This is a genomic window from Commensalibacter papalotli (ex Servin-Garciduenas et al. 2014) (assembly GCF_000527695.1).
Taxonomy (GTDB): domain Bacteria; phylum Pseudomonadota; class Alphaproteobacteria; order Acetobacterales; family Acetobacteraceae; genus Commensalibacter; species Commensalibacter papalotli.
Genome location: NZ_ATSX01000001.1, coordinates 1,429,229 through 1,443,353, shown reverse-complemented (window position 1 = coordinate 1,443,353; position 14,125 = coordinate 1,429,229). Strand labels below are relative to the sequence as shown.

At 34.8% G+C, this 14,125-nt stretch carries 13 protein-coding genes and 1 tRNA gene; 9 read left to right on the top strand and 5 right to left on the bottom strand.

The features are described 5' to 3' along the window. The first annotated feature begins 19 nt into the window (after positions 1-19). Positions 20-949, top strand: a complete 930-nt coding sequence (locus COMX_RS06520; protein ID WP_034338339.1) for a DMT family transporter — start codon at positions 20-22, stop codon at positions 947-949. A 91-nt stretch (positions 950-1,040) separates the two neighbouring features. Here COMX_RS06520 and COMX_RS06515 read toward each other — a convergent pair whose 3' ends face one another. Further along, on the bottom strand, positions 1,041-2,495 hold the full coding sequence (locus COMX_RS06515) for a glycoside hydrolase family 32 protein (RefSeq protein ID WP_034338336.1): 1,455 nt from the start codon (positions 2,493-2,495) through the stop codon (positions 1,041-1,043). A 647-nt stretch (positions 2,496-3,142) separates the two neighbouring features. Then, complete coding sequence (rpiB, locus tag COMX_RS06510; protein ID WP_034338333.1) at positions 3,143-3,601, bottom strand: ribose 5-phosphate isomerase B; 459 nt, start codon at positions 3,599-3,601, stop codon at positions 3,143-3,145. A gap of 414 nt (positions 3,602-4,015) precedes the next feature. Here rpiB and COMX_RS06505 point away from each other — a divergent pair. From COMX_RS06505 to COMX_RS10700, 7 genes are all read left to right on the top strand, one after another. Continuing rightward, positions 4,016-4,099, top strand: a tRNA-Leu gene (locus tag COMX_RS06505). A 44-nt stretch (positions 4,100-4,143) separates the two neighbouring features. Next, positions 4,144-5,310, top strand: a complete 1,167-nt coding sequence (locus COMX_RS06500) for a phosphoserine transaminase (RefSeq protein WP_371827976.1) — start codon at positions 4,144-4,146, stop codon at positions 5,308-5,310. A gap of 48 nt (positions 5,311-5,358) precedes the next feature. After that, positions 5,359-6,513 (top strand): ATP phosphoribosyltransferase regulatory subunit, encoded by a 1,155-nt coding sequence (locus COMX_RS06495; RefSeq protein WP_034338327.1) that lies wholly within the window; start codon positions 5,359-5,361, stop codon positions 6,511-6,513. Positions 6,514-6,576: 63 nt separating this feature from the next. Continuing rightward, the gene (locus tag COMX_RS06490) at positions 6,577-7,863 is read left to right on the top strand and encodes an adenylosuccinate synthase (RefSeq protein ID WP_034338325.1); all 1,287 of its coding nucleotides are present in this window, start codon (positions 6,577-6,579) and stop codon (positions 7,861-7,863) included. A gap of 90 nt (positions 7,864-7,953) precedes the next feature. Further along, positions 7,954-8,562 (top strand): hypothetical protein, encoded by a 609-nt coding sequence (locus COMX_RS06485; protein WP_034338323.1) that lies wholly within the window; start codon positions 7,954-7,956, stop codon positions 8,560-8,562. Between the two features lie 25 nt (positions 8,563-8,587). After that, entirely contained in the window at positions 8,588-9,400 is an 813-nt protein-coding gene (locus COMX_RS06480; RefSeq protein WP_034338320.1) for a hypothetical protein, read from the top strand. Continuing rightward, positions 9,401-10,105, top strand: a complete 705-nt coding sequence (locus COMX_RS10700; RefSeq protein WP_051461930.1) for an acetolactate decarboxylase — start codon at positions 9,401-9,403, stop codon at positions 10,103-10,105. It abuts the gene before it with no gap. A 63-nt stretch (positions 10,106-10,168) separates the two neighbouring features. Here the strand turns inward: COMX_RS10700 and COMX_RS06470 are convergent, their stop codons facing one another. Then, positions 10,169-10,669, bottom strand: coding sequence for a DUF6678 family protein (locus COMX_RS06470; protein WP_034338318.1), 501 nt, complete (start codon positions 10,667-10,669; stop codon positions 10,169-10,171). 88 nt (positions 10,670-10,757) lie between these two features. Next, positions 10,758-11,639 carry a LysR family transcriptional regulator gene (locus COMX_RS06465; protein WP_034338316.1) on the bottom strand — a complete coding sequence of 294 codons (882 nt, stop codon included), beginning with the start codon at positions 11,637-11,639 and terminating at the stop codon, positions 10,758-10,760. Between the two features lie 110 nt (positions 11,640-11,749). Here COMX_RS06465 and COMX_RS06460 point away from each other — a divergent pair, with 110 nt between their 5' ends. After that, complete coding sequence (locus COMX_RS06460) at positions 11,750-12,193, top strand: PACE efflux transporter (protein WP_034338313.1); 444 nt, start codon at positions 11,750-11,752, stop codon at positions 12,191-12,193. 146 nt (positions 12,194-12,339) lie between these two features. On the opposite strand, the gene COMX_RS06455 is transcribed toward COMX_RS06460, so the two are convergent. Beyond that, on the bottom strand, positions 12,340-13,695 hold the full coding sequence (locus COMX_RS06455; RefSeq protein WP_200867610.1) for a sugar porter family MFS transporter: 1,356 nt from the start codon (positions 13,693-13,695) through the stop codon (positions 12,340-12,342). Positions 13,696-14,125: the final 430 nt, after the last annotated feature.

Below are 14,125 nucleotides of genomic sequence, written 5' to 3'. Positions count from 1 at the left end.
AACATACTGATTATACATCATGAATTCTGATCAAAAATATCAATTTTCTGGAATTTTGTGTATTTTGATAGCATCTGCTTTATGGGGGACGACAGGGGTGGCTGCGGCTTTTTCCCCACAAGTTAGTCCCCTGGCTATTGGTGCTGTTGCTATGGTTTTAAGTGGAATATTGCAATTTCTTTTTAACCATAATGCTATTCGAAAAAATTATAATATTATTCGGCAATATTGGTTTTTAATTCTTGTTAGCAGTATCGCTTTGGCTGTTTATCCATTGGTATTTTACACATCTATGCATTTATCAGGGGTTGCTATAGGGAACAGTGTTACAATTGGCTCTACACCGATTATGTCCATTGTTATTGAAGCCGTTATAAGTCGATTACGTATTACGTACCATCAAATCGCTGGTGCTGGATTAGGAGTAATCGGTATTATTTTATTGGCAATATCGAAAAATTCTGTCCATGATTTGCAAAGCTATCCATATTTGATAGTGGGTGTTGTATTAGGTATATTTGCAGGGTTTGCTTATGCTCTGTATTCATGGATTGCACAGCATCTTATTCAAAAGAATATTCCCTCTAATGTTGTCGTGGCAAGCTGTGTAGGTATTTCAGGAATTTTATTGCTTCCATTGTTATTCATAACAGGTAGACCATTATTAACTTCATGGCATAATCTATTTACGGGGCTTTATATAGGATGTATCCCTATGTTTTTGGGACATGTTTGTTTTGGTTATGGTCTTCGCAAAGTGAAAGCAAGTATTGCAACCACTTTAACGTTATTTAAACCAGTCGTTGCTATTTTCTTGGCGATTACGTTGATTAATGAACATGTGTCTTTGCTTGGATGGGTTGGTATTTTTTGTATTTTTATTTGCTTGTTTTTTACGATTTATTTTGGTTCTTTTTCAAGCAAACACGATGCTATTAAATCTTCGTAAAACGATATATGGAAACTCAATTGAAATTATAATTAATAGCCTCTCTCTATTGTAAGTTTTATCAAAGAGAGGGGCTATTTATTATCTATATTTATTCTGAACAGCTAGAAAAAATATTAGCAAGTTTCCAACATTCTACACTAGAGACCACAGCTTTACCGTTTTCTGTATAAAAAGTTACTGTATTATTTCCAGCACTTGGATAGAAATTACTGGTTAAAGTATATTCTCCATCATTCACAAAGATCTCAATAGAAGAAGCATCAACAAAAATATGCAAATTAATTTTTGAGCATGCAATCAAAGGAATGCTTCGCTCTGTATTCAGCGTTAAATCTGTGCTTAAGCGTTCTAGAACGAGGCGTTTAGATTGTGAATCGATAAATATTTTTGCGCCATCTCCAATGGTAAACCCATATCGTTCAGCAGTGCTTTTAGCTAAATCAAAAGAGATTTTATACTCTTGATATTGCGTTGCTAAACCTACACGCATATTGGTTAGTGAAAATGGTTTCAAAGCATTATAATCTGATCTAAGTTGTTCTAGCTCAGTAATTGGTGTGCATAGTAAACGCCCATGCTCATTATAATTGACTTCACGAGGAAGCGTGAATGCACCAGCCCAACCTTGTTTTTGTGTCGGCATGGTGGAATTCCACATATTCATCCAACCAACCATGATACGGCGACCATCTGCTGCTGTGAAAGATTGTGGCGCATAAAAGTCATGTCCATGATCAATTTCTTTGAATTCTTCTTGAACAGTATAAGAGCTATCTTTCTCCCATACACCACAACGGTAACCGCTTTGAAAATGATTACGATAATCATATCCTTGGGCATCAATGCCTTGGGGGGATGTAATTAAGATATCTTTGTTATTAACGTTAAAGAAGTCTGGGCATTCCCACATAAAGCCTTCTTGGGATGTTGTGGCTTGGTCTAATATTCTTACAAATGTCCAATCGGTTAAGTTTGGAGATTGGTATAACCTGACTTCGCCAAGGTTGGTTTGTGGACGTGCGCCGACAACCATCCACCACGAATCTCTTGCTCGCCATACTTTAGGATCGCGGAAATGCATAATACCTTCTGGTGGATATAATACAGGACCATGTTTAATAAAGTTAATCCCATCCGTACTGGTTGCCATACACTGTACTTGGCGAATATGAGTATCATCGCCTTCTGCCCCTAACCATACATTACCTGTATAAATTAAGGTAAATACCCCGTTATTATCCACAGCAGAACCAGAATAACAGCCACCACGATCGTAATCTTGATCAGGATAAAGCGCAATTGGAAGATGTTCCCAATGTACTAAATCTTTACTGATGACATGTCCCCAATGCATGGGACCCCATTCAGCACTGTATGGATAGTGCTGAAAGAAAAAATGATAGTAACCATTGATATAAATCAAACCATTTGGATCATTAATCCAACCAGATTCTGCAGCAACATGAAAAGTAGGATAGTATAAATTATCAACTGTTTTAGCTGTATTTTTTACGAAAATATCAGCATCGGAAAGTGTTTCCATTGTAAATTCCTTTTATTATTAAATAATAATTAAAAATATATTTAGTTTTTAAAAAGTATATATATATATTTACTTTAAACTTGTAAGTATGTATATAGTATTATTATACTATACTTTAAGTTGAAAATACATATTAAAAATATATTTATTTTATACTTTTAAAATTACAGGTGAAAATTATAGATCGAAAGTCTTGTGCAAATAACGTTAGTGTATTTTCAGGGAAAATTGTTTAATACGTAATTTAGTTAGAATATTGCAAGATTATGACGTCATAAAACTATTTCTAAACTGTTTTATATTTCATGGATTTTGATAAGAAGCAGTTTATGCAATGATATATATAAAGAAAACACAAAAAAATGGTTCATGTGTAGTTAAAGATATAAGTTGAGAAATTCTTTAAACATCGTGTTGATTTTTATGAGATGAGTGCGGGTTAAATATCACGTAAAATCTATATACCGAGATTTTATAAATTCATATTATGAATTTTTTAAAATAGTATTAAAAGAATACACAATTTTAATTATATTTAATGATATGCACTTAAATACAAATCTCTTCTATCCACCTAAACGTATACTTGCATTTGTTTTGATGGAAAGAAGAAAATATTCAGTTTAAAATATCAAAGTTGATATTTGTTATTCTTTAGAGCTATATTTTGCTTCAATATCATTCATTTGTGTTACGCGTCTGCGTATATCTTTGTTATCACTAAATTTTGCATCAAGAAACGCTTTGACTAAATCAGCAGCCAACCATTCTCCTATCACTTTACCACCGAAACACATGACATTAACATCATCATGTTCTACGGATTGATGTGCCAGATAATAATCATGACATACAGAGGCTCGGATACCGGGGACTTTATTTGCAACAATTGAGACGCCAACCCCAGATCCACAAACCAGAATGCCTCTTTCGCATTCTTTATTGATAATTGATTGACAGGCTTTTTCAGCATAACCAGGAAAATCCGTTTCTTCCAGACTATAACATCCAAAATCGACAGGTGTATGACCTAGGTCTTTTATAATTTGGATTACCGCTTGTCTAAGGGTAAAACCAGCATGATCGCCACCAACGGCTACTTTCATTTATCTGATCCTTATTGTTTAAATTTGAACTAATGCTTTATTATAAAGAAAACAAATCCCTATATTAATTAATATGATGAACAAATTAAGATGTATATTATTAATAGAGCCTATTCATTAAGTAATAAATAGAATGTTATTTATGTGTATTATCTGATCAAATTTAATAAAGAGAGTCAAATAGAAAATAAAATAATGAATGTTAATTTAATTTACTTAAATTGTAGGATTTTAACGTAAATTAGGGGATAAACCATTGCTACAAACCAACTTATATTTGAAGATTTGTTTAATTTTTGGTTTGCATAAAAAAATAATAAGTAATTAAAAATAAATCCCTTGCAATTTTTCTTATTTTTTTTTAAAAGAACATTGTCTTTTGATAGGAATATCTGCTAAGACAACATATATAAAGCGAGAGTGACGGAACGGTAGACGTAGTCGACTCAAAATCGACCGCCGCAAGGCGTGGGGGTTCAAATCCCCCCTTTCGCACCAAATTGCATATAAATATGCACCATATGTTGTGAAACCTTATGCCGATGTCTTCATTACCTACAAAACCCAATCAAAAACCGAACAACCCTTGTTTTTCCTCTGGTCCATGTGCGAAACGCCCAGGATGGAATCTTAGTGCATTACAAGATGCACTAGTAGGACGTTCTCATCGTTCAGGTGAGGGACGTGCAAAGTTAAATGAGGTTATTACTCTTTCTTCTGAAATATTAGGGATTCCCAAAGATTGGAAAGTCGGAATTATTCCTGCTTCTGATACGGGTGCAGTAGAGTTGGCATTATGGGCAATCTTGGGTTCTCGTCCTGTAGATATGCTTTCTTTTGATAGTTTTTCTGCTGAATGGGTTACAGACGTTGTTAAGCAATTAAAACTATCTGATGCAAGAATATTGCATGCTGATTATGGTGAGTTACCTGATTTAAGACAGATTAACTGGGCACATGATGTGGTCATGGTATGGAATGGGACTACCTCTGGGGTTAAAATTCCGAATGATGAGTTTATTCCTCAACATCGTGATGGTTTAGTTATTTGCGATGCAACTTCGGCAGCTTTTGCTATGGATTTACCATGGGAGAAGTTAGATGTGGTAACGTGGTCATGGCAAAAAGCCCTTGGTGGAGAGGCCGCACATGGTATGATTGCGTTGTCTCCTAAGGCTGTAAAGCGTTTGGAAGAAACCGAGCAGCTACGTCCATTACCTAAGATTTTCCGTGTTCTAAAGCAAGGTAAATTAAACGATAAAATCTTCGAAGGTGATACCATCAATACGCCTTCTATGTTGTGTGTAGAGGATGCTCTTGATGGATTGCGTTGGGCACAATCTATGGGTGGGTTACCAGGTTTAAAAAAACGTTGTGATCAAAATTTAAAAGAGATCTCTCAGTGGGTTGCTCAAGCACCGTGGGTAGAGTTTTTAGCCAGTAAAGAAGAGTTTCGTTCTAATACTTCAATATGTTTAAAAATTGTTGATCCTTGGTTTGTGGGATTAGACGATAAAGAACAAAAAATTGTATTTTCAAAAATAACGAAATTACTTGCTACCGAAAAGGCTGGTTATGATTTGGCCAGTTATCGAGACGCACCTTTGGGCTTGCGAATTTGGGGTGGTGCTACGGTTGAAACGACGGATATTAAATTATTATTGCCGTGGCTGGATTGGGCATTTGCTTTTATTAAATCTACATACTAATATCAATAAAAGTTATTGTTTAATAAGGCAAGGGTAAAGCACGGTTCTATGATTGAAGATTTGGAAATGAGTAATGCTCTATTACCAATAGGGTTTTGTGATCTTTTACCTTCGGATGCAGAGGCAGAAGCCAGTCTAGTCCAATGGATCATGAGTGCATTTAATGATTATGGATATGAACGTGTCAGCCCTCCTTTGTTAGAATTTGAACAAAGCCTTTTGGCAAATGCAGGGTCTGGGATTGCTGAACAAACATTTCGCGTTATGGACCCAGAAACCCATTATATGATGGGGTTACGTCCTGATATTACGCCACAAATTGCTCGTATTGCAGCAACACGTTTAATTAATTCTCCACGTCCATTGCGTCTTTCTTATGCTGGGCCATGTATATTGGTTAGCGGTGCAAAACATAGTGCTGCAAGACAAATATTGCAGGCGGGAATAGAGCTTATTGGCGTTGATAGTCCTCAGGCTGATGCAGAAATTATTACAATTATTGCCGCTGCATTAGCGATGGAAGATGTTCTTCCTTCTATATCTATTGATTTAATGATGCCTCAATTGGCAAATACGATTATTCAAACAGAATCTTTTGATGAACAGCAAACTAAAATTTTGATGCGTGCATTGGATCGTAAAGATGTGGCAGCTGTTCAAAAATATGGTGGCGGTTTGTCTGGTATTTTAACAACCATGTTACAAGCAGCAGGCCCTGCTGATCGTGCAATTAACATGTTAAAAGGGTTAGATTTACCCCAAGAAGCACAACAAATATTTGATCGTTTATTAACAGTAGTAGAAGCCGTGCAAGCGCATAATCCAGATTTGCAGTTAACGATTGATCCTGTGGAGTTTCGTGGATGGAACTATCATACGGGATTATGTTTTTCGGTCTATATTAATGGTGTTAGTGGTGAAGTTGGGCGCGGTGGTCGTTATTTATCCGATAATGGTGAGCCAGCTTGTGGGCTAACTTTACGTCCAGATTTATTATTACCATTAATTAATTTTGATGAACATATACGTGAACGTGTATTTGTTCCCTTTGGTCATACAATACAAGAGTTAACTAGTCTGCGTCAGGATGGGTATATTCTGATTATGGGATTAACGGCAGATGAGGATGCTCAAGCAGAAGCTTGTCGTTTAAATTGTAATTACATTTTGCAGGGTAAAGAGTTACAAGCGGTTGCTGAGTAATTTAAATATTGCATTATTGTTGGTTTAACTTAACTTTTTAATATATTTAGTAGGAAAAATTTTATGTCCAGTGTTACCATCGTGGGCTCTCAATGGGGTGATGAAGGAAAAGGTAAGATTGTTGATTGGCTTGCCAGTCATGCGGATGTTGTGGTGCGTTTTCAAGGTGGGCATAACGCTGGGCATACATTGGTGATTGACGGGGAAAGTTATAAACTTTCTTTGCTTCCTTCTGGCGTTGTACGTAAAAAGACCAGTATTATTGGTAATGGTGTTGTGGTTGATCCTCAAGCATTGTTGAATGAAATTGCACGATTTAAAGATCAAAATATTGAAATTACGCCTGAATTTTTAAAAGTTGCTGAGAATTGCCCTTTGATTCTACCTTCTCATGTGGCATTGGATCAAGCTCGTGAAAAAGCAAGAGGGGACAGAAAGATTGGCACAACAGGTCGTGGCATTGGTCCTGCTTATGAAGATAAAGTAGCACGCCGTGCTATTCGTTTATGTGATTTAACAGAACCAGAAACATTAGATTGGCGTTTGGACGAGTTACTGGCTCATCACAATGCGTTATTAGCTTCTTTGGGTGAAAAAATATTTACCAAAGAGGAAACTTTGGCATATTTGGCTGATATTGCCCCTAAAGTATTACCTTTTATGGCGCATGTTCCTGAAATATTGGCTACTGCTTTGGAACAGAATAAATTTATTCTGTTCGAAGGTGCTCAGGCTATTATGCTTGACGTGGATCATGGAACCTATCCTTTTGTGACCAGCTCTAATACTGTTCCTTCTCAAACAGGTGTTGGCAGTGGCACAGGCCCTCGTGCAGGGGGATATATACTTGGGATTGCCAAAGCTTATACAACACGTGTTGGCGCTGGGCCTTTTCCAACAGAATTGTTTGATGATGTGGGTAAATATTTGGGCGAAAAAGGCTTTGAATTTGGAACTGTAACGGGTCGCCCTCGTCGTTGTGGGTGGTTTGATGCAGTATTGGTTAAACGTGCGGTGCAAGTGGGTGGCTTGGATGGTCTAGCCATTATGAAATTGGACGTTTTGGACGGTTTAAAAGAGCTTAAAATCTGTGTTGGATACGAGTTGGATGGTAAGCAAATTAATCGTTTTCCATATACTCTGGAAGCTCAAAAACGTTTAAAACCTATTTATGAAACAATGCCTGGTTGGGATCAAAGCACATATGGGGTCAGAAGCCGTGATGGCCTACCTGATGCTGCAAATAACTATATTAAACGTATTGAAGAACTAACAGGGGTTAAAGTCAGCATTATCTCTACCAGTCCAGAGCGAGAAGATACGATTAAGTCTGATGATTTTGTGGTGTAATATTTTATTATCAAAATAATATATCTTTTACAAAGGATAGCTTTAGAGCTATCCTTTTTTTATGTTTAATTTATATAATGCGTTTAAATAATGAATTATTTTCTTAAAAAACTAGGGTTAAAAGAAGACCGTATTTCAGTTGGTTTAAATCGTCTGAGCATTGTATTGATTATTTTGCAATTTACTTATATTCGGTTCTTTTTTCATAATTTTTCAGGTTCTTTGTTGAATACCTGTATTCGTAGTTTTTTTACGTATTTAATTTTTACTCTATTAGCGCTTTTTATTTCATGTTGTAGATATGGTTTCCATCAACAGAGGGCGGTTAATACATCTCAGTTAGTTCATCGAAAAGCTAATATATTGTTCTTTTTTTCACTAAGGCAAATGGGAATTAAAGAAGATATTATTTTCTATGTTTTGCAAATGATAGGGGCAGGTTGTGCTTTAATTGTTTCAATTCCCTTTTTCGGCCTATTTTTATTAATGTGTGGCACTTGTTTTATTACTAATCCATGGTCAAGCGAGGATGATATTTTGAATAATGATATAGGAGTAGGTATATCATCAGGAAAAGAGCTTTTGGAAGTGCTTATAATGAGTATCGTCTTAGCAATTTTGATTTATGCTCCTTTTGTTTTGTTGTCATGGGTTTGGTCGGGTTTTTTATATGGGGTTGTTAGGGACAAGAATAAGTAGCTTTTGAAGTTATACGGATTATTTTATGGATCAATTAAGCGGTTTTACATCAGAGCAACGTGAGATGTTGCAATATAAAATATATGCAGTGTGCTATAACTTTTTAGATATTCAATCTAAATCAGAATGCCTGCCTGATATTTTGTTAAATGAGGGGAAGTATGGAGTAGATGATTTGCTCTTTCCGGCACTAGTTTATGATGCTTGTGAGGCAATTGCATTACCAAAAGAAATTATATATTCAAGATTTGAGTATTTGGACTATTTTGAAACTGATGAGCCTGAACCCTTAAGTATCAAGAAATTTGCAGATATTTTAATCAATATTTTAGAAATCTATCAAACGCAGTGGAAAAGATTTAGAGCGCTTTCAGAACAAGATCAAGAGCAATATTATACAAAGATTTATGATGTATTGAAAAAATATTTACCCCTTCATCATACGGTATTTTCGCCTAAAAAATTTGTGAATAAAGGGGATTATGCTGTGCGTGGATATAAAGCCAAAAGAATGGTAAAGAAAGTTGCTTTTATAATGGGTTTAAGTAAAAGCGAAACATATGATACATTTGATGCGCATGATTATTTTAGTTTTCCAATCGCGTGGAGCCTTATATTCTTTTATATCCTTTTTTCAAGTATCGGTATTGTGTATTTTTTAGTAGGAACAATATTTTCTATAATTTTTGGGGTTGCTTTTTTGTTATGGGCGTTAGTATATCTTTACCGACCTGAAAATACCTCTGCCCCTATGACAGCCAAAGAATTTGCTGATAAGATTATTGGGATGAGATTAGTAGAAAATTTTTATAACAATCAGAAAAATAAGGAAGAATAAATGAGCAAGATTGTTCAATTTTCAACAATAGGTGCCTTAATGGCAGGGCATATTCAAGGTGAGCAAGCTTTTGCTAGATTACGTTGTGGATGTAATTTTGGGTTGGGCTGTTCCGCTGATTTGAATGGAGAGCTTACGATATTTGATGGCACGGCTTATGAAGGAACAGCAGGAAAAACATTGAAAACATTAGATTTTGAAGCTAGAGTGCCTTTTATTCAATTGACTGATTTTAAGCCAGAGCAAGAATATTTGATTGAGCATGTGCACCATAAAAATATTTATGAAAATTTAAAACGCTTTACTCAGCCAGATAATATCTTTTTAGCAGTTTCTTTAGAAGGTGTATTTGAACAGGTTACTTTTAGGCGACCTTATCCTTCAGCAGAAGGGCATGTAAGAGATGTAAAAGAGGTTGCTGCATCACAGAAAATAGATACCCATCAATATATTGCAGGAAGATTAATTGGATTTTGGACGCCCGAGATTTTTGGTCGTATTGCTGTGCCAGGTTTTCATTTTCACTTCTTGGATGAAAGTAATCAGATTAGTGGTCATGTGTTGGAATTTTATATGAATCAAGCACAACTAGCTTTTGAAGAAAAACAAACGATTGAGGTTACAAATCCCAGCAGTAAGTCTTATAAAGATCTGAAAATAGATGTAAGTTTGTTAGACGATATGATTCAAAAGATAGAGAAATAATCCAAGAGCTCAAGATTTTCTTGTTGTTGAATAAGGTTATTAAGTATTGATTGGAGATCAAAATTATTTGTAACCGTAAATTGTAAATATATGATTTGCTTCTTCATGTGGTATATAATGGTCATTTAGTATTACTCTGAAAGAGTCTGATTCATCTATGATTTCAGGTTGAATTAATGCGCCTTTCGATATGGAAAGCTGTGGACGCACTTTGATCCATTCGATATTAAAAAGAGGTGGCATGCCTTCTTCGTAAAAATTGGACCAATCGCCAAGCCACCATGGTGCTTCTTTTTTTAGTCTTTCAAGTCCTTTGATTATATTTTGGTTGTTCTCTTTATCAGTAATGGATTTTATAATATAGGCAGGAAGAAAAGATAGTTGATGAACTGCAGATTGAAGTTTAAGCCACTTTGTCGTGTTCATATAGGATACTAAACGTTTTTTGGTAATAATAGCAGCAACAGTTTCTCTTAGATTACTAAGATCATCTTTATATTGAGTAGTGTTTTTTTTATACTTGTCATACAATTCTGATGCAGGATTTAGTTTTTGAAATGGCATAATCACCTCTAAATTTAGAACAATATATTAACTTTTATTTAAAATATATTTGATATGTTTATGACTATTTTTATGTAATAGAAAAAAATTACTTTTTAATAAATAGATCGCTGATATATTTTTTTACTGCTTTAATTCTGGCGCTGGATCTGAGGCCACTATGGACAGAAATCCAGATTTCTTGGTCTAGTTCAGGAATGTGTGGAATTACAGGGTGCAAAAGATCAGCAATTTCTGTGCCGACGAAAGTATCTAAAACGCCTAGTCCATTATTATGAGTAATCCCATCAAAGATTCCTAGGGCATAACTGCAACGCATCCAAGGCGTCGGGGCATTTGGTAATGAGCGCAGCCATTTTTCAGTCTCAAAATGTAAACGTACTTCATCAAAACCAACAAAATCAAGTTTTTTCCAATTTTGGTTATCAATGATTGATTGATGTTCTTTATAATAATTTTGTCCACAATAGAGTCCATAAGATAAGGTACCGATTTTTTGGATAATCAGATCCCCTTGCTCTGGTCGAAAAGTTCGAATACCGATGTCAGCTTCCAATCGAGTTAAGCTATATGCACGGTGAGATGTAATGATTTCAATCTCAATATTAGGATATAATTTATGAAATTCTGCAAATCTAGATGTTAAAAAATAAGATATTAATTCATCGGCATTAATTCTGACCGTTCCTTCAACCTCATGAAAATCTTGTTGATCGACAGCACGTTCAATTTCAAAGGAAATTTCTTCCATCTCCTTTGCCCATTTGATGATATCTTCGCCTGCTGGGGTAGGGATACAGCCTGCCTGAACACGTTCAATCAGTTTTACACCAAGCTCGTGTTCTAAATCATCAATACGCCTAGCAAGTGTCGCGGGACTAATTCCTGTTTTTTGTGCAGCGCGTCTAAGGGTCTTTGACCTTGCTACGATGACTAATATTTTAAGGTTATCCCAATTTATATGTTTCATAAATGAACCGCCAGCAATTTTTCATGTGTATTTACATCTAAAAATAAAGCATATATGGTTATCTCTATAAATGTAAATAATATCATCAAGATTAAGGAAAAAAAGAGGTTATGCGTACCTTTTGGGACAGAGTTCGTCACGCGCTAATGTTTGAAGTCGTTGGTTTGATTTTTTTCATTCCGTGCTCTGTATGGGTGTTTAATCACTCTGTTACTGATATGGGGGTTATTGGTATCTTTTCCTCTGTGGCAGCTACGATTTGGAATTTTATTTATAATCTTGGATTTGATAAAACTTTAATATTTTTACGTGGTTATGTTAAAAAAAGTCTAAAAATCAGAGTAATACATACTATTCTTTTTGAAGTAGGATTAACCTTAGTCACTTTGCCAGGGATTGCATGGTATTTGCAAATTAGTTTTCTTGATGCATTTATTATGGATATGGGTATTGTTATTTTTTATCTAGTTTATGCATTCTTTTTCAATATTGCTTATGATTTTATTTTTCCAGTGAAAGAAAGAAAAATTATACAAGCTAGTGCTTCTAAATAATAATATAATGATTTTTTAAATTTAAGAAAATATACTTTCTGTTTTAAGGGCCTTGAGCCCAGTATATCCTCCCTCTATTGAACGAAATGAAAAAAGGCACGAATTAAATTTCGTGCCTGATAATAAAAGTTGCTAAAGTAAATAATTTAAATGATACCGAGTTTCTTTTGTACTTCTTCCAAAGGTATTCCTTTGGTTTCAACAACCATATATTTGATCCAAAAGAGTTGTATTATCATCATGAAACAGAAGAACATAAAGACATAACTTGGAGAGAAATTCGTTACTAGGCTTGGGAAAACAGTCGTAATAACAGCGGCACATAACCAATGGGTAAAGCTGCCTACAGCTTGTCCTTGAGCACGAAATTGATTGGGGAAAATCTCTGAAATAAGAACCCAGATAACCGTGCCTTGTCCAATAGCATGAGAGGCGATAAACAAGAAAATACAAGGGGGGATAATTACGTAATATTGATATGCAAATCCCCAAGCAATTAGTGCAAGTGAAATTACATATCCAACTCCACCGATATAAAGCAGGGTTTTCCTCCCTAAACGATCGATTAATGCCACTCCAACCGCTGTAAAAATAAGGAATGTCACACCAACGCCGATCGATTGTAGAAGTGCAGCTTTTTCACCCAGACCTGTAAGTTCAAAAATTCGTGGTGCAAAGTAAAGCACTGCATTAATACCAGAAGCTTGATTAAAAAGTGCAATTAAGATTGCTAAGAAAATAGGAAGATGTAAACGCCAACTCCAGAATTTTTCATTAGATAATTTTGATTGTGTTTCATTTTTGATAGTTGCAACAATATTCTCAATTTGTTCGGGTGTTTCTGTTGGATAAAAACGTTTTAATACAGATGTTGCTTCTGTCGTGTTATTTTTAATGCTAATTAACCATCTTGGGCTTTCAGGAATAAATAAACAACAAATTGTGTAAATTATTGAAGGGATAGCAGCCATCCCAAGCATCCAACGCCAATCATGTTCCCCCATACCAGCAATGAGTGAATTGGCGATATAAGCGATAACCATAGATAAAACAACGTTTAATTGAAACATTCCAGCCAAACGTCCACGATATTGTGGTGGAGAAATTTCAGCAATATAAAGTGGTGCAACCACAGTTGATGCACCAATAGCTAGCCCCCCAAGAAAACGCATAAAAACAAACGAATATACTTCTGGTGCGAATGCTGTACCTAATGAAGATACGACATAAATAAGGGCAATAATCAAAAGTGTAATTTTTCGACCAAAATGATTGGCTGGCCAAATACCAATTAATGCTCCGACAACAGTACCATATAATGCTGATGCTGTGACGAAACCATGTAATTGTGGGCTTAAATTCCAAAGCGCTTGGATTTTTAATTCTGCTCCAGATATGACTACTGTATCGTATCCAAATAAAAAGCCAGCAAGGGCAGATGTAATTGATGATAAAATAATGATCATAGACCATTTTTGTGAGGTGTTCTTGGATTTTTCCATAATCGTGATTCAATCTTTTAAAATCAGATAAGTTTCTGTATTTAAAAATGCAATGTCTTATCTATGGTAAAATAAATTATATATTGATCTTAATCTTAAGGAATTGATTAATACAATAAGTGATTACTTTTAATTCAAGAAATATGCTTATAGAGTATTTTATACATCAAAAAATGTAGTTTAAATACGATATAAGATATATAACTGTCTGTTTTTAAAAGAAATTATAAGTTTTAAAAATAGCGAATTTCTTTGTATTATCTTTATATGATAATTTATTTTTAACGTTTTAAAATAAATTATATATATTTGTTAATATATTTTATATAATCCGCGGATTGATTTTTTTTGAAAATAAAAATGAATATTTTCACGATAACAAATGCTTTTATAGTTTTATAATATTTGAATTTAAGGCATTTTTTTAATA

Bases quoted from the DNA above. Each gene is read 5' to 3' on its own strand.
- COMX_RS06515 (WP_034338336.1), bottom strand. From the start codon at position 2,495: ATGGAAACACTTTCCGATGCTGATATTTTCGTAAAAAATACAGCTAAA.
- COMX_RS06500 (WP_371827976.1), top strand. From the start codon at position 4,144: ATGTCTTCATTACCTACAAAACCCAATCAAAAACCGAACAACCCTTGT.
- rpiB (WP_034338333.1), bottom strand. From the start codon at position 3,601: ATGAAAGTAGCCGTTGGTGGCGATCATGCTGGTTTTACCCTTAGACAA.
- COMX_RS06465 (WP_034338316.1), bottom strand. From the start codon at position 11,639: ATGAAACATATAAATTGGGATAACCTTAAAATATTAGTCATCGTAGCA.
- COMX_RS06470 (WP_034338318.1), bottom strand. From the start codon at position 10,669: ATGCCATTTCAAAAACTAAATCCTGCATCAGAATTGTATGACAAGTAT.
- COMX_RS06495 (WP_034338327.1), top strand. From the start codon at position 5,359: ATGATTGAAGATTTGGAAATGAGTAATGCTCTATTACCAATAGGGTTT.
- COMX_RS06485 (WP_034338323.1), top strand. From the start codon at position 7,954: ATGAATTATTTTCTTAAAAAACTAGGGTTAAAAGAAGACCGTATTTCA.
- COMX_RS06520 (WP_034338339.1), top strand. From the start codon at position 20: ATGAATTCTGATCAAAAATATCAATTTTCTGGAATTTTGTGTATTTTG.
- COMX_RS10700 (WP_051461930.1), top strand. From the start codon at position 9,401: ATGAGCAAGATTGTTCAATTTTCAACAATAGGTGCCTTAATGGCAGGG.
- COMX_RS06460 (WP_034338313.1), top strand. From the start codon at position 11,750: ATGCGTACCTTTTGGGACAGAGTTCGTCACGCGCTAATGTTTGAAGTC.
- COMX_RS06455 (WP_200867610.1), bottom strand. From the start codon at position 13,695: ATGGAAAAATCCAAGAACACCTCACAAAAATGGTCTATGATCATTATT.
- COMX_RS06490 (WP_034338325.1), top strand. From the start codon at position 6,577: ATGTCCAGTGTTACCATCGTGGGCTCTCAATGGGGTGATGAAGGAAAA.
- COMX_RS06480 (WP_034338320.1), top strand. From the start codon at position 8,588: ATGGATCAATTAAGCGGTTTTACATCAGAGCAACGTGAGATGTTGCAA.